Consider the following 22,138-nt stretch of genomic DNA (forward strand, 5'->3'; position numbering starts at 1 on the left):
CGGGCGCCCTGGGGAACGAAGAACGGCGGTCGGCGTCCGGGGACGCCGACCGCCGTTCTTCGCGCACTACCGTCCGCCGCCCCGTGCCGCGGTGAGCGGGCGCGGCGGGCACTGTTCGTAGGTGGGCAGCAGGCCGGCCGCCGCCGCCTCGGCGAGGGTGGGCGCCGCGGCGTCCTTGTCCGAGCGGATCGGCGGTTCCTTCAGGTCCCACGGCAGGGCGAGGGCCGGGTCGAGCGCGTCGATGTCGATCATCGTCCCCGGCACGTACTCCTGCGAGCAGAGGTAACTCATGCAGGTGTCGTCCGTGAGGGCGAGGAAGGCGTGCCCGACCCCGTCCGGCAGGTACACGGCCGTCCCCGTCTCCGGGCTCTGGAGAGTGACGTCGTAATGGCCGAACGTCGGCGAGCCGACCCGGAGGTCGACGGCGATGTCGAGGGCGCTGCCCCGCACGCACGTGACGAACTTGGCCTGGCCGGGCGGGACCGTGGTGCCGTGGATGCCGCGCAGGGTGTTGCGCCGGGACACCGAGTAGTTGACCTGGCGGACCGTGAACTCCCAGCCGCTCTCCGCCAGCAGGGCACTGGCCCGCACGGACTCGAAGAAGTGGCCCCGGCGGTCGCTCAGCGGCTCGGGTTCGACGCGGTAGGCGCCGGGGACCGTCATTTCCGTTATCAGCACCGAAGGCTCCTCGCCGGCTCAGCCGGTGGCGGCCGGGGCGCCGGCCGCCCGGGCGATCCGCTGCCGCATGGAAGCGGTGTCGTTGGTGCGCGGGAAATCCTCCCGCGGGACGTCGACACCGAGGAAGGCGCACAGTGGCTCCCAGCCCTGCTGCACGTCGTAGACGAGGACGTTGTCCGCGCCCAGGGCGCGCACCACTTCCTCGTTGTGCCGGTGGTAGACCTCGATGGCGTGGTCCTTGTCGGAGAACCGGCCGCCGAACAGCCCGTCCCAGACCATGGTGCTGGTGACGCGGAACAGCCGGGCCTGCGGGCTGCCGGGCTCCGGCGGGTTCGCCATGCTCCGCAGGGCGAACTGGTACAGGGTGTCGTGGGTGCTGCGGTACCAGCTCTCGGCGTCGCGCACCGTGAGAATCACCTTGGCTTCGGGGAACGCCTCGCTGATCTGCCGGTAGTAGACGGCGCAGGGGCCGTCCACCGCGGAGCGGTAGCCGTCGAAGACGGCCGCCCAGTCGGGGCGCTCGCCGTCACAGACGATCCGCTCCCACCGCCGCAGCCGCTCCGCGTCGCCGACGATGTCGAACATGTGGAAGGAGGGGCCGAGACCGAGCCGGTCCAGGGCCACCTTCAGTGAGGTCGTACCGGTCCTGCCCAGACCGGCGTTGATGAGCTTCAGCACGGTGCCGTCTTCCCTTCCTCAGCGCCAGGCCGCGGCTTCCTGGCGGGTGGCGACGTTCACCCGGTTCCAGAAATTGACCAGGCCGATGTGCATGACGAGTGCGCCGAGCTGCTCGTCGGTGTAGTACTGGGCGGACTTCTCCCAGACCTCGTCCGACGCCATGTCCTGCGGGTCGGTCATCAGCGTGACGGCCTCCGCCATCTCCAGCGCGCAGCGCTCGGCCTCGTCGAAGCAGGACTCGGCCCGCCAGTCGGCCACCCTGGGCAGCCGCGCGTCCGTCTTCTCCGCCTGCTCCGGGTCGTCCGAGAACGTGTAGACGCGGCCGTTGATCTCGCTGACGCGCAGCCGGACGAGGTCGAGGGTGCTCTGCGGCACGCCCACCTTGCCGATGACCTCGGTCAGGTCGAGCAGGGGCTGTAGGGCGCCGGGAACGACCAGGGAGGGGTTGTCCATCCGTGGAGTCATCGGGTCTTCTCCTGTGCGGTATGCGGGAATGAGTCGGTTGCTCGCGGCGGCCTCAGACGGGGATGCCCTCGATGACCGAGATCGGCGCGCTGGTGGGAACGGCCCTGGTGAGCTTGAAGCCGGCCTTGGCGAACAGCTCCGTGTACTCGGCGAGCGTGCGTTCCTGGGCGCCGAGCATCAGCATCAGCCAGAGGTCGATGGTGTTGCCGAGGTGCTTTTCGTTGTTCTCCGGGATCACGTACTCGATGACGAGCAGCTTCCCGTCGGGGGCGATCGCCTCGCGCGCGTTGCGCAGCGCGGTGACGGCGTCGGCCTCGGAGAAGTCGTGGATGATGTGCTTGAACACGTAGGCGTCGCCGCCCGTGGGCAGCTTGTCGAGGTAGCCGCCGTGCTCGATGGTGAGCCGGTCGGCGACTCCGGCCGCCTCGAAGAGCGCCGGCGAGTCGACGGTGGCGACCTCGGAGTCGTACAGCACGCCCTTGACGTCCGGTGCCTGCTCGAGGATGCCCGCCAGGAGGTTGCCGCGGCCGGCGATGACGTCCACGACCGTGCCGAACCCGGAGAAGTCGTAGGCGGCCAGGATCGGGTCGGTCTCCGAGGCCGACAGTCCGCCGAACGCCTGGAAGAACACCCGGGCGTAGTCGGGGTTGGCGTGGAAGAAGTCCAGCGCGCCCATGCCGCGCAGCTTGGGCAGGTTGGCCTCGCCGGTCTCCACGGTGTCGAACAGGTGGCCCCACTCCTCCCACAGCGTGGGGTGGCTCATCAGCAGGGCGAAGCCGCGCATCGAGTCCGGTGCGTCCTCCCGGAGGCTGTCGGACATCGGGGTGTTCTCGTACCGGCCGTCCGGGCGGACCGCGAACACCCCGTGGCCGGCGAGCGCGCGCAGGACGCGGTGGGTCGCCTTGGGGTCGGACCCGACTCGCGCCGCGATGTCCTCGGCGGCCAGCGGGCCGTCGGCCAGCACGTCCGCGACGCCGAGCCGGGCCGCGACCGAGATCGCCTGGGTGATCACCGCGCCCTGGACGAGATGGAGCAGTGAGTACGAGTCTGACTGGTCACGAACCTCGGGCAGCACGGACATGCCTTTCCTTTCGGAGCGCCTTTTTCGCGGATTCCAGACAATAGGTCGGCGATTTGAGAAACCGCAACTTCCGCATTCCCGCAATGACTCTCGGACGTTCAACCGGGGAATTTGAGCGGTTGAACAGGCCCCGTCCAGCACCGCTCCAGCGAAATTCCGGCCCCGCTTGCCAAATTGTTCCGGCCCGGCTACATCGAGGAGGCCACGTTGCGGCACGACACCCCAACCCCGGTGGATTTCTGGTTCGACCCGACCTGCCCCTGGGCGTGGCTGACCTCCCGCTGGATCCTCGAGGTGGCCCGGCAACGGCCCCTCGAACTGCGTTGGCACCTGATGAGCCTGACCGTGCTCAACGAGGGGCGTACCGACCTGCCCGAGCGCTGGCACCGGGACCTCGCCGTGCGGCTGGAGCCGGTGCGGGTGTGCGCCGCCGCCGAGCAGGCCTACGGCTCGCAGGTGCTGGGTGGGCTGTACACCGAACTCGGCACCCGGTTCCACCTGGAGCGGGCGCCCAAGGAACACGCCACCTACGCGGCGGCCCTGACCGCCGCGGGCCTCGACCCCGGCCTCGCCGACGCGGCCGGCTGCGACGCGTACGACGGCGCGGTGCGCGCCTCGCACCACGACGGCATCGGCCGGGTCGGCACCGATGTGGGCACACCCGTCGTCGCGGTCGGGGACGTGGCGTTCTTCGGCCCCGTGGTGACCCCCTCCCCGCGGGGTGAGGCCGCGACGCGGCTGTGGGACGGCGTGCTCGCCGTCGCGGCGACCGACGGGTTCTTCGAGCTCAAGCGCACCCGCACCCGGGAACCGGTCTTCACCTGAGCGGCGTCAGCGGGCCGCCGCGGCCACGGGGGCCGTCCAGTTGTCGGCCAGCCAGCTCTCCAGCGTGACCAGGCCGGGCCGGGTGCGGCGCAGTTCCTCGAGGTCGGCGCGGTAACCGTCCCGCTCGAACCAGTCGAACATGTTGGCGAGGTCGGGGCGGGCGTCGCGCAGCGGCTCGATCGGCAGCCGCTGGTAGCGGACCGGGACGCCGGAGGCCGCCTCGAAGGCCGCGGCCATCTGCGGCCCGGTCAGGGCGTCGCCGGCGATCTCGACCACCTGGCCCAGCCAGGCGTCCGGGTCCTCGAAGGCGTCCGCGGCGAACACGCCGATGTCGCTGGTAGCGATGAGCTGCACCGGGATCCGCGGGTCCAGCCACATGGCCAGCACCAGTTCGCCCCCCATCGGGCGCGGGGCGATGTCGAGCAGGATGTCGTGGAACATGACCGGCCGCAGCACCGTCGTCGGCAGGTCGAGGGTCCGCAGGTACTGCTCCACCCGGTGCTTGCTCTCGAAGTGCGGGACCCGGGTGTCGCGGTCCGCGCCACCGACCGAGCTGTAGACGAAGTGCCGCACCCCGGCCCGCACCGCGGCGTCCGCCACCGCCCGGCCCTGCCGCTCCTCGGCCTCGACGCCGCCCGGCCCCCGGAAGGTCTGCACGCTGAACACCCCGTGCACGCCCCGCATCGCCTCCGTCAGCGACGCCTCGTCGTCCATGTCGCCGCGGACCAGGACCGCGCCCGCCTCCCGCAGCGCCCGCGCCTCCGCCTTGGCCGGGTCGCGGACCAGGGCGTGCACGGTGTGTCCGCGCCGCAGCAGTTCGCGGGCCACCGCCCCGCCCTGCCGGCCGGTCCCGCCCAGCACCAGGATCGTTCCGTCAAGCGCCACTGTCTGTCTCCATGTCTCGTGCCCGCCGGAGACTCGTCCGGCGGTGCGATCGGATTGCGGCGGGCCGCGGGGCGGCCGCCGCGCGTCGGGGGGCGCGCGCTACCAGGGGACGGGCCCCTCGTCCGCCAGGCACGCGCCCGACGGGCCGGACTCGTCCAACAGGGCCAGCCGGACCACGACGGCGGCCCCTTCGGCGGGGGTGCGGTGGCCGCGGTGGTGGTTGATGTCCGTGGCCACCACTCCGGGCAGCGCCGCGTTGACCTTGACCGGGGTCCCCCGCAGCTCCTTGGCGTAGGCGACCGTGACCGCGTTCAGCGCGGTCTTCGACGACTGGTAGGCGATCATGTTCACGCCCGCCAGCGGGGAGTCCGGGTCCGAGTTCAGGGTCAGCGACCCCACGTGGCTGGACAGGTTGACGATCCGGCCGGCCGGGGAGCGGTGCAGCAGCGGCAGCATCGCGTGGGTCACGGTGACCACGCCGAAGACGTTGGTCTCGTAGACCTCCCGCAGGTCGGCCGCGGTCGCCTGGCTCGGCGCGCCGGTGAAGCCGCCCGCGGTGCCGGCGTTGTTCACCAGGATGTCCAGGCGGCCGTGGCGCCGTTCGATCTCGCGGGCGGCCTCGGCCGCACTGTCCGGGTCCGTCACGTCGAGCCGCAGCGTCGTCGCGGCGATGCCGTCGGCGGCCAGCGCGTCGGCGGCCTGCTTGCCGAGCGTCTCGTCGCGCGCGCCGACGATGACGACGATCCCCCGCGCACCGAGCTGCCGCGCCGCGGCGAATCCGATGCCCTTGTTGGCGCCGGTGACGAGGGCGATCTTCTCGTCTGTCACGTCAGCTTCCTTTCTGCGGCCGGAAAATGCGCCCATTCGCCATGGGAAGAAGCGAAAACCGAAGGCACCCGTCGATATTGCTGCGGTGCGGACCGTGCGCTCAAGTGTTCATCGTCGCGTTCAATCGCGCCGACTCCACGGTCGAACACCGGCCGGCAGTCACGGAATTCCGAATCGTTGCGGCCGGAGATTGCCCTGAGTAGCTTCACCATGGCCAACTATTGCCACAGCGCAGAGGGCCTCAAAGAATGAAAACAACTGACGTCATAGTGGTCGGTGCGGGGCCGGTCGGCCTGATGCTGGCCGGAGAACTGCGCCTGGGCGGAGTGGACGTGGCCGTCTACGACAGGCTGCCCGCCCCCACCGAGGAGTCCCGGGCACTCGGCTTCAACCGGCGGGCCGCCGAGTCACTGGACCAGCGCGGACTGCTGCCACGCCTGGGCGCGTTCCGATGGGGCCCGATGGGTCACTTCGGCGGAGTCCGCTTCGACCTCGACATGCTCGACGAGGACCACAGTGGGGTGCTGGGCCTTTCCCAGGCCAGGACGGAAGAGGCGCTGGGCGGCTGGCTGGCCGACCTCGGCGTGCCGGTGCGCCGCGGTCACGAGGTGACCGGTCTGCGCGAGACGACCGACGGTGTCGTGGTGTCCCTCGACGGTCCCGACGGCCCCGGCGAGGAGACGGCCCGCTACGTGGTCGGCTGCGACGGTGCGGGCAGCACCGTGCGCGGGCTGGCCGGCATCCCCACCACGGGCTGGGAGCCCACCCGGGGCATGTACACCGCGGAGATCACCGGCATCACCCCGCGCCCCCGGCCGATCGGCGAGCGGCTTCCCGGCGGCAGGATGGTGGTGTGCACCCCGCTGGGCGAGGGCCGCTGCCGGGTGGTCGTCCACGACCCGGACCTGCCCGCCCGTCCGGAGCCGGGTGCGCTGACGTTCGCCCAGGTCGCCGACGCGTGGCGGCGGCTGACGGGTGAGTCGATCGACGACGCGCGGTGCCTCTGGCTGTGGGCCTCGGGCAACTCCGCCGCGCTGGCGCAGGAGTACCGGCGCGGCCGGGTGCTGCTGGCGGGCGACGCCGCGCACGAGATCCCCCCGCTGGCCGCCTGGGGACTGAGCGCCGGGCTACAGGACGCGGTGAACCTCGGCTGGAAGCTGACGGCGACGGTCAAGGGCTGGGCCCCCGAGGGCCTGCTGGACACCTACCACGCCGAACGCCACCCCGTTGGGCGGCAGTTGATCCGCAACGCCCGCGCGGCCGCCAAGCTCTACCTCGGTGACGAGGCCATGGACCCGGTTCGCGAGGTCGTGGGCGAGCTGCTGGCCCACAAGGACGCCGCCGAGCAGGTCGCCGGGGTCGTGAGCAGTCTCGGCATCCGCTACGACCTGGCCAAGGGCGAGCACCCCCTGCTCGGCCGGCGCATGCCCCCCGGGACCACCCTCACCCTCACCGACGGCACCCGCACCCGCGTCGCCGAACTCCTGCGCACCGGACGCGGCCTGCTCCTCACCACCGACGACACCACCGCCCGAGCCGCCCACGGCCACACCGACCGCGTCGACGCCGTCACCGGAACCTGGACCACCCCGCCCCACACCCCCCTCGACGCCGTCCTCGTCCGCCCCGACGGCTACGTCGCCTGGACCTCCCCCGGCACCACCGACGACCTCACCCAGGCACTCGAGCACTGGTTCGGCACCGGCCGCATCGCGCAGTCCGCCGGCCGGTGAGCGCCGTCGGCACCCTTCGAAGAGGAGTGAACACATGGCCAGGGATGTAATCGTCGTCGGGGCCGGCCCGGTCGGGCTGATGACGGCGGGCGAACTCAGACTCCGCGGCGTGGACGTCGTCGTCTACGAGCGGCTGCCCGCGCCGACGCGCCAGTCGCGCGGCGCGAGCTTCACCAAGCGCACCGCCGAGTGCTTCGACCAGCGGGGCCTGCTCGACCGGCTCGGTGCCACCGAGCCCGCCGACAGCCACTTCGGCGGGGTGCCGATCGACCTCGGCATGCTGGCGGAGGACCACTACGGGCACCGGGGGGTCTCCCAGTTCCGCACCGAGCGGATGCTGGAGGAGTGGGTGGGCGAACTCGGCGTGCCGGTCCTGCGCGGCCTGGAGGTGACCGGTCTGCGGCAGGGCGACGACGATGTCGTGGTGACCGTGGAGGGCCCCGACGGGGCGTCCGAGGAGAGTGCCGCCTATCTCGTCGGCTGTGACGGCGGGCGCAGTACCGTCCGCAAGCTGGCCGGGATCGGCTTCCCCGGCACCGACGGCCGGCGCGGCTTCCTCACGGCCGACGTCACCGGGATCGACACCCGCAGACGGCGCATCGGGGAGAACCTGCCGGGCGGCAGCATGGTGATGGCGATGGACCTGGAGAACGGCGTCACCAGGGTCGTCGTCCACGAGGCCGGTACGCCGCCGCCCCGCGACCGTGACGCGATCGCCTACGCCGACCTCGCCGACGCCTGGCAGCGGCTCACCGGCGAGTCCATCCACCACGGGGAGTGCCGCTGGATCAGCTGCTTCACCGACGCCTCGCGGGCCGCCGCCGAGTACCGGCGCGGCCGGGTGTTCCTGGCGGGCGACGCCGCGCACGTGCAGCCCCCGGCGATGGCGCAGGGGCTGAGCGTGGGCGTGCAGGACGCGGTGAACCTCGGCTGGAAGCTGGCGGCGACGGTCGAGGGCTGGGCCCCCGAGGGCCTGCTGGACACCTACCACGCCGAACGCCACCCCGTCGGCGAGCAGTTGGCGCGCAACGCCCGCGCGGCGATCGAGCTGCGGCTCACCGGCGAGGAGATGGACCCGGTTCGCGAGGTCGTGGGCGAGCTGCTGGCCCACAAGGACGCCGCCGAGTACGCGGCGGGCATGCTGAGCAACCTCGGCATCCGCTACGACCTGGCCAAGGGCGAGCACCCCCTGCTCGGCCGGCGCATGCCCCCCGGGACCACCCTCACCCTCACCGACGGCACCCGCACCCGCGTCGCCGAACTCCTGCGCACCGGACGCGGCCTGCTCCTCACCACCGACGACACCACCGCCCGAGCCGCCCACGGCCACACCGACCGCGTCGACGCCGTCACCGGAACCTGGACCACCCCGCCCCACACCCCCCTCGACGCCGTCCTCGTCCGCCCCGACGGCTACGTCGCCTGGACCTCCCCCGGCACCACCGACGACCTCACCCAGGCACTCGAGCACTGGTTCGGCACCGGCCACCGGCCCTCCAGCCGCCCTCGACCGAAGGGCTGGGGGTCCCGGCCAGACTGCCAGGACCTGTCTTGACGCCGGGCGCCGGCGCCGAGACGGCCTCTACGACACTAACCACGAAGGATCTGGTGGAATGGCTGGCACCGAACAGGATCAGGTGAGTGGAAAGCCCCATGTGGTCGTCATCGGGGGTGGCATCGCGGGACTGGCGGCGGCGTTCCAGCTCCGCGACGAGCCGGTCCGGGTGACGGTCCTGGAGGCGTCCTCCCGGCTCGGCGGGAAGCTGTCGGTCTCCGAGGTGGCGGGGGTCCCGGTCGACGAGGGGGCCGAGTCGCTGTACGCCAACCGGCGCAGGACGACCGGGCTGATCGCGGACGCCGGACTCGGCGAGAAGATCATGTCGGCCGGCGTCACCGCGTCGGCGATCTGGACCGGGGGAGAGATCCGGCAGCAGCCGGACCGTCAGTTCATGGGCGTGCCCTGCGACATGGACGACCTCGCCAGGTCCGGTGTGGTGTCCGCGGCGGGCGTCGAGAGGGCCCGGCAGGACCTGGTGCTGCCCTCGTTCGACCGGGAAGGCGACGTCTCGGTCGCGGACTACGTGGGCGGGCGCTTCGGCCAGGAGGTCGTGGACCGTCTGGTCGAACCGTTCCTCGCCGGTGTGTTCGCCGGCCGCGCCGCGGACCTGTCGTTCGAGGCCACGCTGACGCCGCTGGCGAAGGCCTCCCGTTCGCACGTCTCGCTGGCGGACGCGGCGGGCTCGCTGACGCCCGTGCTCGCCGAGGGGCAGAAGCCGCCGCCCGTGCGGGTGGCGACCCTCGACGGCGGGTTCGGCTCGCTGCCCCCCGTGCTCGTGCGCGAGGTGCTGAAGGCGGCGCCCGACGCGTCGGTGCGCACCGACGCCCCGGTCCGGGAGCTGGCGCGGACCGCGGACGGCTGGCGGGTGACCGTGGGCACGGCCGCCGGCCCGGAGCACATCGAGGCGGACGCCGTCGTCATCGCCGTTCCGGCCGGCCCCGCGGGCAGGCTGCTCGCCGGGGTCCCCGGAGCCGCCTCGGCCGTCTCGGCGTTCGCCGAGGTGCCGTACTCGAACGTGGCGGTGGTCACCCTCGCCTACCCGCGCGCGGCGTTCCCGGGCGGGCTCTCGGGCCGCGGGTACGCCGCCTACCGGGTGCCCGCGGTGGAGGGGAAGGCGGTCAAGGAGGTCACGTTCACCACCGTGAAGTGGCCGCATCTGGCCGGTGAGGTGGAGATCGTCCGCTGCTCGATCGGCCGGTTCGGCGAGGAGGACCTGCTGCGGCGCGACGACGCCGACCTGGTGGCGCTGGCGACCGCGGAGCTGGCCGAGGCCACGGGTGTGCGGGGCGCTCCGGTGGCGAGCCGGGTCAGCCGCTGGGAGGACGCTCTGCCGCAGTACACCGTCGGCCACTTCGAGCGGGTGCGGCGGATCCGCGACACGGTGGCCGCCCAGCCCGGCCTCGCCGTGTGCGGCGCCCTGTACGACGGTGTGGGCGTCGGTGTGTGCATGGCCTCCGCGCGGCAGGCCACCGAGCAGGTCCTGGCCTGGGTGAAGCAGAACGCCGCCGCCCGCTCGGCGGCGGTCGGGGCCTGAACCGGCCCCACGGAACACCGAAGCGGCCGTGCCCGATGCCGGGCACGGCCGCTGCTGCTTGGCGTCGCTCGGGTCAGCGATCCAGCACCGCGGCGAACACCTCCGCCAGGACCTGCTCCGGATCCTGGCTGCCGTCCGTGCTGCGCCAGGCGACGTGCTGGTCGGGACGGACCAGGAGCGCGCCGGCGTCGGTGATCTCCCGGACGGCCTCCCAGCCGCCGTCGACGTCGTCGTACTCGCCGCCGACGCCGATGCGGACCGTGCCGATGCGGACGGAGAACTTCTCCGCCACGCGCGCGGCCGCCTCGACCCACGGCGTCCCCTCCGGGCCCGTGATCAGCGTGAAGTCGGTCCTGCCGGTGAGGTCGAGCGTGGACAGACGTCGGCCGCCGGAGGTGATCCAGGCGTGCGGGAGACGGTGTCCGGGGCGGGACGTCGGCCGGTGCTCGTTGCGCATGGGGACGCGGCCGGGCGGCCGGCTGCCGTCCGGGACGAGAGCGCCGTCCTCGTAGTGGAAGCCGACCTCCATGTCGAGGGACTGGCATCCCCCGCGGTGGGTGTGGAAGATCTCCAGGGCGCGCGCCCGCACGGTGTCGCCGAGCGGCGAGGGGTCGAAGTACGCCTCGAGCCGCTCCTTGCGCCGCCCCGCCGGGATGTTGTGTCCGGCGCCGACGGCGTCGATGACCGCCTGGTGGTGGACGGCGGCGGAGACCGCCCAGTCGACGTTCTCCCGACCCACGGGCCGGCGCTCGGCCTCGTAGGTGTCGATCAGGCCGTCGCTCGCGCGGCCGCCGAGCACCGCGGCGAGCTTCCAGGCGAGGTTGTGCGCGTCCTGGATGCCGGTGTTGAGGCCGAGACCGACGGCGGGGGGCTGGCGGTGCGCGGCGTCGCCGGCGATCAGCACGCGGCCGACCCGGTAGCGGTCGGCGAGGTGCGCGTGCACGATCCAGTCCGTCACCTTGTGCACCGTCACCTCCAGGTCCGGGATGCGCAGCAGCTCGCGGATCCTGGGGACGACGGTCTCGTTGTCCCAGCGTCCGGGCGGGCCGGGGGCGAAGTGCAGGCCCCACTGCTCGCACTCCTTGCCCCAGCGCGGCCCCATCTCGATGAGGTTGCTGGACAGGTCGGGGCTCTCCGGGCTGAGGAAGTGCGTGATGAGCGTGCCCTCCTCCCACCACTGGGACAGGTCGGCGGAGAAGTACACGGTGGTGGTGTTGACCAGTCCGGGCGGGCCCTGCATCTCGATGCCGACCTCGGCTCCGACCATGCGGCCGCCGTCGGCCCCGATGAGGTACTGCGCCGTGACGGTGGTGACCTCCCCGGTCTCGAGGTCGCGCACCTCCGCGACGACGTGGTCGCCCTCGTCGGAGAAGGAGGTCAGCTCGTGGTGGAACAGGATCCGCCCCGGATTACGCTCCTCCGCGTGCCGGCGCAGGATCGGCTCCAGCCACATCTGCGGCAGCTTGGCGGGCAGGAGGGGCCCGGCCGCCGCGTAGGTCTCGCGCAGTTCACCGCCGCCGAAGGCGTCCATCTCGTGGATCAGGCGCCGGTCCAGCGGCCCGTCACCGGCGAGCGTGGTCTGCCAGCGCACCTTGCCGAACTTCTCCAGTGGCGCCGCCTCGGCGAGCACGTCGTCGGCGACACCGTGCTGCCGGAAGATCTCCATCGTGCGCTGGTTGAGGTAGTGGGCCTTCGGAACCCTCGATGTGTCCGGGTGCCGTTCCACCAGCAGATGATCGACGCCCTGGTCGGACAGGAAGACGGAGGCGGACAGGCCGCATCCGCCACCGCCCACGATCAGAACCGGAACCTCGATGGCTCCCATATTCGCCCCTTTAGGATCGACCGATGCCTTGCCAGTCGCAGCCTGGCAAAGTCCTCTTCAGCACCGGTCAAGCACGACTGGACCGCAGCGGCGCCGGCCGGTCACGCGGGTGACCGGCCGGCGCGTTCGGGACGGACGGACCGGGGTGCGGCGGGTCAGCCGAGCCAGCCGCCGTCGCGCATGAGGGCGCGTCCGGCCAGTTCGTTCGCCTCCCGCCAGGCCTGGATGCGCCGGGGCCGGATGCGGAAGTACTGGTAGGGCTCGTCGAGCTTGCGCGGATCGAACCCGGTCTTGGCCGCGAAGGCGTCGCCCAGCTCCTCGCCCAGCTCGGTCACGTCCACCGGCTCCGCGACACCGTCGACGATCACGACGTCGCGCGTCGGCCCGAGGCCGAGCCGCACCCGGCCGTCCGCCAGCAGGTTGCGGCCGGTGACCGAGTCGCGGGGCGTGGAGACGAGGATCGCGGTCCCGTCCCAGAGGTAGGACAGCGGGATCAGGTGGACGCCGGCTGCGGCACCCGCCGTGGCCACCCACAGATCGACGTCGTTCTCCAGTCTCGCCCGAGTGTCCCGCAGCCTCTCCTCAAGTCCGCGCGCGGGTGGCTTCGTTGTCATGCTTCCTCCGTGGGTGTCGGGGGCGGGTCCCCTCCGGGTGGTCTTCGCCGGCCGGCCGGGTCTCGGACACGGCGGCCGCCACGGCCGCCAGCGCCCGGACGGCCGCGCGTACCCCGATCATGTCGTGCGCCCGGTGGGTCACGAAGCGCACGTGTCCGTTCGGCAGCGGCAGGACGCGCACGCCGTGGCCGGCCAGGCGCTCGGCGCACTCGCCGGCGGCCAGTCCGGGCAGCCGCGCCATGACGATGTTGGTCGGCCGCGGCGGGCGCATCACCTCGACGCCGGGCACCGCGGCGAGCCGGGCGGCGAACGCGGCGGCCGTCTCGTGGTCGGCGGCCAGGTCGGGCAGGCGATCGAGCGCCACCAGGGCAGCCGCCGCGAGGACGCCCGCCTGGTGCAGGGAGCCGCCCAGCCATCCCCTCAGCTCGCGGGCGCGGGCGACGTACTCGCGTGATCCGCACAGCAGCCCGCCGGCGGGGGCGCCGAGTCCCTTGGAGACGGAGAAGGTGACGCTGTCCGCCGGCCCGGCCAGCCGCGCGGGCGGCACGCCGAGCGCCACGGCCGCGTTCGCGAGCCGGGCACCGTCGAGGTGGAGGTGCGCGCCGTGCCGGTGGGCCGGCGCGGCCGCGGCCCGCGTCGCCTCGGCGTCCAGGGCGTTGCCGGAGCACATCATGCTGGTGTTCTCGACACAGACCACGGTCGGCGGGTCCGCCCGGGCGGCGAGCAGCGCGGCCACGGCGTCGGGGTCGGGCAGGCCGTCGGGGCGCTGCCGCACCGGCAGCAGCTCGATCCCGCCGAAGCGGCGCAGCCCGTCCGACTCCAGGAACGCCATGTGGGTGTCCGCGCCGGCGATCACCCGCGGGGCGGGCGATCCCGGCGGGCCGGACGCGGCGAGCGGGGCGAGCAGGTTGGCCATGGTGCCGGTGGGCGTGAACAGCGCGGCCTCGGTGCCGAGCAGGCCGGCGACCCGCTCCTCCAGCAGGGTGACCGTCGGGTCGTCGCCGTACACGTCGTCCCCGACCTCCGCCTCGGCCATCGCCCGGCGCATCCGCGCGTCCGGCACGGTGCGGGTGTCGCTGCGGAAGTCGAGGTGCGGGGAGCCGCTTCGCGCCATGGCTCTACCGCCCCGGCCGGTGGGCCACCCAGACGGCACGGGGCCTGGTGTAGCCCTCCACCGCATGGAGGCCCAGCTCCCGGCCGTATCCGGACTGGCCGAGGCCCCCGACGCTGACCGTCTCCTCCGTGTCGCCCCAGGTGTTGACCCACACCATGCCGGCGCGCAGGGCCCGGACGAAACGCTCGGCGCGGTGGGCGTCCGAGGTCCACACCGACGCCGACAGGCCGTACGCGGTGTCGTGCGCGAGGGCCAGGGCCTCGTCGTCGGTGCCGAACGACGCGACGGACAGCACCGGCGCGAAGATCTCCTCCCGCCAGGCGCGGCTGTCGAAGGGCACCCGGTCGACGATGGCCGGATGGACGAAGAACCCGCCGTCGAGGTCGTGCAGGACCGAGGAGCGGCCGGGCGGGAGGATCACCCGCGCGCCCTGCGCCGCCGCCTGCGCGACCACCTCGGCCGTACGGTCGGCGGCCGCCCGGCTGATCAGCGGGCCGAGATCGGTGCCGGGATCGGCCGGCCGGCCGACCGTAAGGGCGGCCGCCAGCTCGGCCACGCGGCCGACGAACTCCCCGTGCACGGCCCGGTCCACGATCAGGCGTGAGCCCGCCACGCACACCTGACCGGTGTTGCCGGTGAAGCCGGTGACGACGGCCCGCGCCGCCGCGTCGAGGTCGGCGTCGCGGAAGACGACGACGGGGCTCTTGCCGCCGAGTTCGAGGGAGACGGGCTTGAGGCCGTCCGCGCAGCGCCGCGCGACCTCGCGCCCCGCCGCCGTCGAGCCGGTGAAGGTGACCATGCCGACGGCCGGCTGCTCGCACAGCAGCCGGCCGGTCGCGGCGCCGCCGTAGACGGCGGTGAGCACGCCTTCGGGGAGCACGTCGCCGGCGCGGCCGACCAGACGGCGGATCGACAGTGGCGTCTCGGGCGCCGGTTTGACGACGACCGTGTTGCCGTGGGCGAGCGCGGCGGCGATCTTCCAGACGGCCAGCAGGAGCGGGTAGTTGTTCGGGGCGATGGCCGCGCACACCCCGACCGGCACCCGGTCGGTGTAGGTGCGCATGCCGGGGCCCGCCGGATGGGTCTCCCCCACCGGGTACCGGGCCGCCGCCGCGAACCAGTCGACCACCTGGGCGGCGAAGTCGACCTCTCCCAGGGCGCGTGCGGTGGGCTTGCCCGCGCTCAGCCGCTCCAGCGCCGCGAGTTCGTCGCGGTCCTCGCGCAGCAGGTCCCCCAGTTCGCGCAGCAGGCCCGAGCGCCGGGCCGGGGAGGTGTCGGCCCAGACCTCGTGGAACGCCTTCCCGGCCCGGCCCACGGCGGTGGCGACGCCGGACACGTCGGTGTCCGGCACGTGGGCGACAGTGCGGCCGGTGGCGGGGTCGAGGACCGGACGGCCCGCCGGGGTCACCCCAGCACCGCCGCGTCGCCGGCGAGCCGGAGCGCGCGGTCGATCTCGCCGACCAGGCCGTGGAACGCCTCCGGGCCGAGGCCCGCCCCCGCGCTGCCCAGCAGTCTGAGGTCGTACCCGTCGGGGTGCTGCCACCACGCGTCGCAGGCCCCGAACTCGGCGCTGAGGTAGCCGAGGTGGACCGGGCGGCCGTCGAGTTCGCGGATCTCGGCGGTGGCGGGGTGCTTGTCCCGCTGCGGTGGGAAGGCGAGCCGCCCGCCGCCGGTGGGCTGCGCCGTCAGGCGCAGCTCGCCGCCGGACGGCGAGGAGTAGACGACCTCCAGTTCGCGGACGGCGGCGCCGTCGCCGAACGTGGCGGCGCTCTCGGCGCGGAACTCGCCGGCCGTCACCGGCACGCCCTGGGCGGTGAGGAAGTCCACGACCTCCTCGGACGGGACCCAGTCGCCCTCGTGCTCGCGCCCGCGCCGGTGGAAGTGGAAGACGCCGGTGGGCACCGACACCATGTCGGCCGGGTACCTGGCCCAGTAGCTCAGTTCGGCGAACGGGGTGGCCAGCACCCTCGGCACGGCGTCCGGCACGGCCGGGCGCAGCGCGGCGAACAGCGTGACCAGCTCGTCGTCGGTGAACTCGCCCTCCAGCACGGACAGTTCGACCGTGGTGCGGGCCAGCCGGGCGCTCGCGGCCCGGTGGCCCAGGTAGTCGGTGCCCAGCCAGACCACGCGGCCCTCGCCGATCTCGGCCGGCCGGGTCTCGCTGCCCCACAGGCACGGGTGGTCGGCGGCCGGGAACGCCCAGTCGTACAGGAACTGCTTCAGGCGCAGGCGCCGTCCCCCGCCGGCGATCTCGGTGCGGTAGCCGGCGGGGTTGGCGTCGCTCCACGGGGTACGGCCCTCGGCCTCCACGCGGCCGGGGGGTGCCTCGCGGCGCAGTGTTCCGATGCTGGTGTCGCATCCCTCGGGCAGCCGGGACGGCCGCCACAGCACGAAGTTGCAGCAGTCCTGGGCGCGCGTCTCCTCGATCGCCGGGGGCACCCGGTCAAGATCGGCCGCGCGGTCCAGGACCTGCCAGCGCCACGGGGGTACGGGACTGCTCACCATGACTCCTCGGGTGGGTGCGAAGCTCCGCGAGGTGGCCGAGCCAGGCGGAGGTCGAAGCAAGGAACATCCACTCGCCGACGCCCAGCTCGGCCCGGAGCCCGGCCGGCAACGGCGGCAGGCCGAAGGGGGCGCCGAGCCCGTCGGCGAGGTCGGCCAGCCGGCGGACGTAGCGGGGGTCGGTGGGGGTCGGGAAGCCCTGTTTGGGGCGGTGGCGCACCGAGTCGGGCAGCAGGTCGGCGAGCGCCTCCTTGAGCAGTCCCTTGTGGCTGCTCCCCGGCTCGCCGGAGTCCTTCAGGTGCTCCGGGCAGCGGAAGGCCAGCTCGGCGAGGGCGACGTCCTGGAAGACGGGCCGGTCCTCCAGGGTGAAGGTCGCCGACGTGGCGTCGACCATGTCGTTGACGTAGACCAGGAAGCGCCGCAGCAGGTGGTGCCGGCCGCGTTTGAGCGGGGAGGCCGTCTTGATCGCCCGGTACTCGTCCATGGTGCGCTCCCACACCAGGTCGGTGACGGCCGTCATGTCGACGCCGAGTTCCCGTGCCATCCAGCTCACCAGCCGTGCCCAGACGGGCCGTTCCTCGGAGTACAGCTGGTGCGTCAGGTAGTGGCGCCCGTGGATGAAGGTGGGCGCATAGGGGTCGACGACCGGGAAGTACCGGCCCGCCTGGTACCCCCACAGCTCGTCGGCGCCGTGGCCGGAGTAGACGACCACGTTGCGGTCGCGGGAGATGGCGCCGTAGAGGTGGTGCATGGCCAGCTCGGCGCCGTGCAGCAGCGGCCGCATCAGCCGGGTGGGCAGGACGGGAACCAGCTCGGCGGCGTGGTGGCGGTCCAGGTCGCACACGGTCAGCGGCACGCCCAGACGCTCGGCGACCTCGGCGGCGTGCACCGCGTCGTCGCCCGAGCCGCCGATGCCGTCCTGGTAGCGCAGGACGTACCCCTCCACGGGCACGCCCAGCGCGGTCAGGGCCGCCACGGCCGCCGTGCTGTCGACGCCGCCGCTGAGCACCGCCGCCCGCGGGACGTCGGACACGGCCCGCTCGGCGATCGCCCGGTCGAACGCGGCACGGATCTCCTCGGCGCTCACCAGGCCGTCCACCGGCGTGGGCCGCCAGTATCGGTGGGTGCTGGTACCAGGGCGGTCGACCGACAGGTACTCGGCGGGCTGAAGGGCCCGCACGCCGCGCAGCCAGGTGTGGTCGTCGGCCGCGTCCATACGGATCCAGGAGCGCAGGACGTACTCCTCGGGGTCCACCTCGGGGGTCACCAGGCCGGTGCGCAGGAGCACTCCCGGCTCGGAGGCGAAGAGGAGCCCGCCGTGGGTGAAGGCGTAGAACAGCGGTTTCACGCCGAAGTGGTCGCGGGCGAGCACCACGCGGCCGGTCCAGGTGTCGTGCCAGGCGAGGGCGAACATGCCGGACAGCGGCCGCAGCGCGGCCGCGGGGTCGTCCTCGCGGCACACCTGCTGGAGGACGAACTCGGTGTCACAGGTGGTGCGGCGGGGCCACAGCGGCGCGGCGGGCGAACGGGAGCCGTAGACCTCGCCGTTGTGCACCAGGACGATCCGTCCGGTGGGATCGGTCATCGGCTGGTCGCCCGCCTCGGTGCGGTCGCGGATCGCCAGGCGCGTCGCGCACAGCATGACGGTGCCGCAGGCCGAGACGTACGGGGCGCAGGCCGCCTCGCCCCGGTGCGCCATGGCGCCGGTCATGGTCCGGCCGAGCGCGTCCATCCAGTCGGCGTCCCGGCGTCCCTCGAAGCTGATGAAACCCGCTATGCCGCACATCTGCCGGCCTCCGTCTCGCCCCACACCCGCCACAGCTGGGCCAGGGCCTCGGTGAACACGTGCTCGATGCCGTGGTGTCCGCCCTCGTGCTCGCGGTAGACGTGCGGGACGCCGAGCGCGTCGAGGGCGGCGTGCAGCGCGCGGACACCCCAGTGCATGCCGTAGTCGTCGCGTTCGCCGACGCTGAGGTGGAGCAGCCCGAGTCCGGCGAGCCGGCCGGCGTGGGCGGGGAGCATCCGCACCGGGTCGTGGCGCAGCCACCGTTGCCACACCTCGTCGCGGAACAGGCCGGTGACGGGGTCGCACGGCAACGCGTCGGCGGGCGTGGTCCCCGGTGCGTCGGCGTAGCACACGCCCATCGCGACGATGCTCATCGCCACCATGAACGGCACGTCGTGCGGGCCGGTGTCACGGCGGCCCAGCAGCTCCTCGACGCCGCCGGCCGCCCGGACGGTGTCCAGCGCGGCGGGCAGCAGCGGCAGGTAGCAGTGCTCGAACCCGGCGTCGGGCGAGAAGGCGAGCACCGCCGAGAACAGCTCGGACGTCATGCCGGCGACCAGCGCGCCGTATCCGCCGCTGGACTTGCCCGCCACGGCGCGTCCGGCGGGCTCCGGCAGGGTCGCGAACCGCCGGTCCACCTCGGCGACGACCTCGGCGAGATGGCCGGCGTAGCGGCCGCAGGCGGCGGAGTCGATGTACTGCGAACCGCCGTAGGCGGTCGTGCAGTCGGGCACGACGAGCAGTGCCGGCGGCACCCGGCCGTCCGCCATCGCGCGGCTGAGCCGGTCGGCGACGGAGCCGCCGAAGGCGAGCGCCCGGCCGGCGAGGCTGGGGTGGGCGCCGAAGCCCGGCAGCCAGTACACCACCGGGTACCGCCGGACGCCGTCGTACCCCGGCGGCAGGTGCACCTCGATGCGGCGGCGGTGCGGGTCGCCCAGCGGGTTGCCGCGCAGACAGGCGCTCTCGTGGTCGAGCACGACCGGCTCGCTCATGGCCTGCTCTCCTCCCGCACCGCGCGCTCCACGTGGCGGGTGTAGAACGACGGGTGGTGGAAGACCGCGGAGAGCAGCACGCCGTCGCTGGCCCACAGCCCGAAGGAGCTGCCGAACAGCAGGTCGGCGTCGAGCATGGCCTCGAGCGTGGAGGCCGCCATCTCGGTCCAGCCCTCGCCGCCGGCGAGATGACCGCGGGCCGGTCCGGGTCCGAGCCGTGTGACCCGGCCGGCCACCGGGTCGAGCAGGAAGGACGTCTCGCCGCCGTCGTCCTCGTGCAGCGAGACGACGTGGCGCCCGGCGCCGTGGTCCAGCGCCCGGTACCAGTAGTCGGTCGCCACCAGCCGGTCCAGCAGCTCGCGCAGCATGTCCTCGGCGTCGCGGGTCTGACGGCCGTACCGGTCGACGGAGGCGTCGAACGGCGGCACGGGGGTGTCCGGGTCGAGCGTCACCGCGGCGTAGACCTCGTCGAAGTCGTACGCGCCGGGTGCTACCGGCCCGTCGGCCAGGGCGGCCTTGCCGTCCTTGACCTCGATCACCTGGCCCGGGCCCCACAGCAGGCCGTCGCGGCCCAGCTCGTCCAGGCGGCGCAGGGCCTGGACCGGGGTGAAGGGGAAGATCGTGCGGTTGCACCAGTCGTAGTCGCGTTCGCCGTCGCCGCTGATGCGCCAGCCGAACGAGGAGGGCACGGTCAGGGCCGCGGGGATCGCGTCGACGTACCGGTCGAAGTTGGCGACGGCGCGGGCGCGCACCGCGTCCGGGTCGGTCAGCGGGCGGCGTTCGGTGAGCACGCCGGGCGGCGAGATGCTGTGCGCGGGGATGAACACGGCGTCCGGCGTCGGCGCGTCGGCGCGGCGGAAGGCCGCCACGGTGTCCTCGTGCAGGAGCGCGTCGCCGCACAGCATGACGGCCGCGTCGTCGGTCTGCACCAGCACGCTCATCTCGGGGAAGGACACGGCCGAGGGGAACGTCCGCAGGGTCGCGCCGCCCAGGGTGATCGTGTCGCCCGGCGTCACCGGTTGCAGGTTCTCGTAGCCGAAGCGGCGCAGTGTCCAGGCGATCGCCTGGTGCCCGAGCCCGGACGCGGTCAGCTGCGGCGGCACGGGGCCGGCGGGGTAGATGCAGGTGACCCCGGAGCTCTGGCGCGGGCTGTCGTCGAAGTCCACGTCGGCGCCGTCGACCAGTCGCAGCAGTGAGGGGAAGTGGTGGTGGTCGAAGTGGTGGTGGCTGAGCACCACGTAGTCGATCCCGTCGTCGAGCACCTCGCGGACCAGCCGGTCCGGCAACGCCGGGTGGTGCTCCCAGAAGCGGTCCAGGCGCTGGGTGAGCCACGGGTCGAAGAGGATGCGCTCCGTCCCCGTGTCGACGAGGACGGCCGCGTGGCCGAGGGAGGTCAGTCGCATCAGTCGCTCGTTCCGTACACGCAGCGGAAGCCGACCTCGTTGTGGCGGTCGGTGATCAGGTCCTTGCCCCGGTAGAACGTGGTCAGGCAGGCCGGCGGGGAGGTCCAGGTGCCGCCGCGCAGCACGTGGAAGGCCTCCTTGCGGTTCATGAAGTCCAGCGGGTGCCGGCCCTTGAAGAAGGGGTCCATGTCCTCGCCGGTGTAGAAGTTCGTCCGCGTCAGCTCCCACACGTTGCCCGACATCTGCAAGGCGCCGTAGGGGCTGGCGCCCTGCGGCAGGGCGTCGGCGGGCAGCACCGGGTGGGCGGGGTTGTCGCCCTGCGAGATGGTGACCAGCAGTGCCTCCAGGGAGTCGAGGTCGGCCACCTCCTCGCCGAACGACCGCTCCACGTAGTTCACCCGGTCCGGGTCCCACTGCTCGCCCCACGGGTAGCGGCGGCCGTCCACGCCGCGCGCGGCCTTCTCCCACTGGACCTCGCTGGGCAGCGAGCCACCGGCCCACTTCGCGAAGGCGTACGCGTCGTACCAGTCGATGCCGACGACCGGCAGGTCGGGCGCGTTGAAGCGCGGGTCGTGCCAGTGCGCCGGGCGGTGCGAGCGCTCCAGCGGCTGGTCCGGGTGGTCGAACTCGCCGGAGTCGCCGACCTCGTCGAGGAACGCGCGGTAGCGGGCGTTGGTCACGGTGGTCCGGTCGATGAGGAACGCCGGTACGTCCACGGCGCGCAGCGTGCTGTCGTCCTGCGCCATGCGGAAGGCGTCGGGCTTCTCCTCGGCGCCGATGATCGCCGGGCCGCCCGGCACCAGGACGACGTCGGTGTTGCGCCGGGGGCGCTTGCGCGCGGCCTCGATCCGCGCCCGCATGTCGGAGAAGTACTCGTCCTCCAGGCGGCGCAGTTCGGCCGGGTCGCGGGTGCCGAAGACGGCGATGAGGGCCCGCTTGGTGAGCGCCGCGCCGCAACCGACGGGCTTGCGCGTCCAGTCGGGGCGGGTGAAGTTGCTGGGCCAGCCGGAGATGCGGATGAGGTCGGGGACGGCGGCGGCGATCCGGTGTTCCGCGATGACCTTCAGCGCCGTGAAGGCGACCCAGTCGACGGTGTCGTGGGTGGCGGCGGCCACGGCGGCGTCGGCTGCCGGATCGCCCCCGTGGTGCCTGGCCAGCAGCCGTACCGCGCCGGCCCGCACCGGCCATTCGGGGTGGGTGACCGCGACAGACGCCAGCAGCGGTATACCGTCGGCGGCCCGCCCCCGGTCCTCGGCCAGCGCGACGACGCGTTCCACCGAAGCCCAGTAGCGCTCGTCGGTGGAGTCGTCGATCACCAGCAGTTCGGCGGGAATGTCGATGACTTCTGAAACGCGATTACCTACCATCTCAGCCTCTCTCGGACGACGCGCCGCCCGTACGGATTCGATTCCATACGGGCGGCGCGTTTCGCTGGTCAGCGGATTACCACTTGCTGGTCTCCTGCTCAGCGTCACGGGTGTCGATGAAGTCGCGGTCGCTCATTTGTCACTCCCTCCGCCGTATCGAGTTGTCGCGGACCGGATCGGCCGCTCGGCCCGGAAGCATACGGAGAGCGCGGAAGGCGCGGCAACGGCCTTGATACGCGGACGTTGAACATGAACATTTCCGTGATATGT

The 22,138-nt window shown here is 73.2% G+C and carries 20 protein-coding genes; 4 read left to right on the forward strand and 16 right to left on the reverse strand.

Annotation, left to right across the window (positions count from 1 at the left end):
* Positions 1 to 66: 66 nt before the first annotated feature.
* From ACZ5Y0_RS31580 to ACZ5Y0_RS31595, 4 genes are read right to left on the reverse strand one after another with little or no spacing between them, the layout of a single operon-like run.
* Positions 67 to 678 carry a dTDP-4-dehydrorhamnose 3,5-epimerase family protein gene (locus ACZ5Y0_RS31580; protein ID WP_469132091.1) on the reverse strand — a complete coding sequence of 204 codons (612 nt, stop codon included), beginning with the start codon at positions 676 to 678 and terminating at the stop codon, positions 67 to 69.
* 18 nt (positions 679 to 696) lie between these two features.
* The gene (locus tag ACZ5Y0_RS31585; protein ID WP_469132092.1) at positions 697 to 1,356 is read right to left on the reverse strand and encodes a sulfotransferase family protein; all 660 of its coding nucleotides are present in this window, start codon (positions 1,354 to 1,356) and stop codon (positions 697 to 699) included.
* An 18-nt stretch (positions 1,357 to 1,374) separates the two neighbouring features.
* Positions 1,375 to 1,821: a carboxymuconolactone decarboxylase family protein gene (locus ACZ5Y0_RS31590; protein ID WP_469132093.1), complete on the reverse strand. Its 447-nt coding sequence runs from the start codon at positions 1,819 to 1,821 to the stop codon at positions 1,375 to 1,377.
* A gap of 52 nt (positions 1,822 to 1,873) precedes the next feature.
* Positions 1,874 to 2,902 carry a methyltransferase gene (locus ACZ5Y0_RS31595; protein ID WP_469132094.1) on the reverse strand — a complete coding sequence of 343 codons (1,029 nt, stop codon included), beginning with the start codon at positions 2,900 to 2,902 and terminating at the stop codon, positions 1,874 to 1,876.
* A 207-nt stretch (positions 2,903 to 3,109) separates the two neighbouring features.
* Between ACZ5Y0_RS31595 and ACZ5Y0_RS31600 the strand changes: the two genes are divergently transcribed.
* Positions 3,110 to 3,727, forward strand: coding sequence for a mycothiol-dependent nitroreductase Rv2466c family protein (locus tag ACZ5Y0_RS31600; protein WP_469132095.1), 618 nt, complete (start codon positions 3,110 to 3,112; stop codon positions 3,725 to 3,727).
* A gap of 6 nt (positions 3,728 to 3,733) precedes the next feature.
* Here the strand turns inward: ACZ5Y0_RS31600 and ACZ5Y0_RS31605 are convergent, their stop codons facing one another.
* The 3 genes from ACZ5Y0_RS31605 to ACZ5Y0_RS31615 form a co-directional block, all read right to left on the reverse strand.
* A complete protein-coding gene (locus tag ACZ5Y0_RS31605; protein WP_469132096.1) occupies positions 3,734 to 4,612 on the reverse strand; it encodes an NmrA/HSCARG family protein in 879 nt (292 codons plus the stop codon).
* Positions 4,613 to 4,711: 99 nt separating this feature from the next.
* On the reverse strand, positions 4,712 to 5,440 hold the full coding sequence (locus ACZ5Y0_RS31610) for an SDR family oxidoreductase (protein WP_469132097.1): 729 nt from the start codon (positions 5,438 to 5,440) through the stop codon (positions 4,712 to 4,714).
* Positions 5,437 to 5,652, reverse strand: coding sequence for a hypothetical protein (locus tag ACZ5Y0_RS31615; protein WP_469132098.1), 216 nt, complete (start codon positions 5,650 to 5,652; stop codon positions 5,437 to 5,439). The genes ACZ5Y0_RS31610 and ACZ5Y0_RS31615 overlap by 4 nt, the downstream gene beginning before the upstream one ends.
* Before the next feature lie 36 nt (positions 5,653 to 5,688).
* Between ACZ5Y0_RS31615 and ACZ5Y0_RS31620 the strand changes: the two genes are divergently transcribed.
* From ACZ5Y0_RS31620 to hemG, 3 genes are read left to right on the forward strand one after another with little or no spacing between them, the layout of a single operon-like run.
* The gene (locus tag ACZ5Y0_RS31620) at positions 5,689 to 7,173 is read left to right on the forward strand and encodes an FAD-dependent monooxygenase (protein WP_469132099.1); all 1,485 of its coding nucleotides are present in this window, start codon (positions 5,689 to 5,691) and stop codon (positions 7,171 to 7,173) included.
* A 34-nt stretch (positions 7,174 to 7,207) separates the two neighbouring features.
* Positions 7,208 to 8,728, forward strand: coding sequence for an FAD-dependent monooxygenase (locus ACZ5Y0_RS31625; RefSeq protein ID WP_469132100.1), 1,521 nt, complete (start codon positions 7,208 to 7,210; stop codon positions 8,726 to 8,728).
* A 58-nt stretch (positions 8,729 to 8,786) separates the two neighbouring features.
* Positions 8,787 to 10,265, forward strand: a complete 1,479-nt coding sequence (gene hemG / locus ACZ5Y0_RS31630) for a protoporphyrinogen oxidase (RefSeq protein WP_469132101.1) — start codon at positions 8,787 to 8,789, stop codon at positions 10,263 to 10,265.
* A 73-nt stretch (positions 10,266 to 10,338) separates the two neighbouring features.
* Here the strand turns inward: hemG and ACZ5Y0_RS31635 are convergent, their stop codons facing one another.
* The 9 genes from ACZ5Y0_RS31635 to ACZ5Y0_RS31675 form a co-directional block, all read right to left on the reverse strand.
* Positions 10,339 to 12,090 (reverse strand): FAD-dependent monooxygenase, encoded by a 1,752-nt coding sequence (locus tag ACZ5Y0_RS31635; RefSeq protein ID WP_469132102.1) that lies wholly within the window; start codon positions 12,088 to 12,090, stop codon positions 10,339 to 10,341.
* Between the two features lie 155 nt (positions 12,091 to 12,245).
* A complete protein-coding gene (locus tag ACZ5Y0_RS31640) occupies positions 12,246 to 12,704 on the reverse strand; it encodes a pyridoxamine 5'-phosphate oxidase family protein (protein WP_469132103.1) in 459 nt (152 codons plus the stop codon).
* A complete protein-coding gene (locus tag ACZ5Y0_RS31645; RefSeq protein ID WP_469132104.1) occupies positions 12,673 to 13,818 on the reverse strand; it encodes a threonine aldolase family protein in 1,146 nt (381 codons plus the stop codon). The genes ACZ5Y0_RS31640 and ACZ5Y0_RS31645 overlap by 32 nt, the downstream gene beginning before the upstream one ends.
* 4 nt (positions 13,819 to 13,822) lie before the next feature.
* Entirely contained in the window at positions 13,823 to 15,226 is a 1,404-nt protein-coding gene (locus tag ACZ5Y0_RS31650; RefSeq protein WP_469132105.1) for an aldehyde dehydrogenase family protein, read from the reverse strand.
* Positions 15,223 to 16,323 (reverse strand): hypothetical protein, encoded by a 1,101-nt coding sequence (locus ACZ5Y0_RS31655; RefSeq protein ID WP_469132106.1) that lies wholly within the window; start codon positions 16,321 to 16,323, stop codon positions 15,223 to 15,225. The genes ACZ5Y0_RS31650 and ACZ5Y0_RS31655 overlap by 4 nt, the downstream gene beginning before the upstream one ends.
* On the reverse strand, positions 16,262 to 18,106 hold the full coding sequence (locus ACZ5Y0_RS31660) for an asparagine synthetase B family protein (RefSeq protein ID WP_469132107.1): 1,845 nt from the start codon (positions 18,104 to 18,106) through the stop codon (positions 16,262 to 16,264). Before ACZ5Y0_RS31660 ends, ACZ5Y0_RS31655 begins: the two co-directional genes overlap by 62 nt.
* On the reverse strand, positions 18,094 to 19,098 hold the full coding sequence (locus ACZ5Y0_RS31665; protein WP_469132108.1) for an alpha/beta hydrolase: 1,005 nt from the start codon (positions 19,096 to 19,098) through the stop codon (positions 18,094 to 18,096). The genes ACZ5Y0_RS31660 and ACZ5Y0_RS31665 overlap by 13 nt, the downstream gene beginning before the upstream one ends.
* Positions 19,095 to 20,501 carry an MBL fold metallo-hydrolase gene (locus ACZ5Y0_RS31670; protein ID WP_469132109.1) on the reverse strand — a complete coding sequence of 469 codons (1,407 nt, stop codon included), beginning with the start codon at positions 20,499 to 20,501 and terminating at the stop codon, positions 19,095 to 19,097. Before ACZ5Y0_RS31670 ends, ACZ5Y0_RS31665 begins: the two co-directional genes overlap by 4 nt.
* Positions 20,501 to 21,868, reverse strand: a complete 1,368-nt coding sequence (locus ACZ5Y0_RS31675) for a formylglycine-generating enzyme family protein (RefSeq protein WP_469132110.1) — start codon at positions 21,866 to 21,868, stop codon at positions 20,501 to 20,503. Before ACZ5Y0_RS31675 ends, ACZ5Y0_RS31670 begins: the two co-directional genes overlap by 1 nt.
* Positions 21,869 to 22,138 lie beyond the last annotated feature (270 nt).

The organism is Streptomyces sp. NPDC033216, from assembly GCF_055577115.1.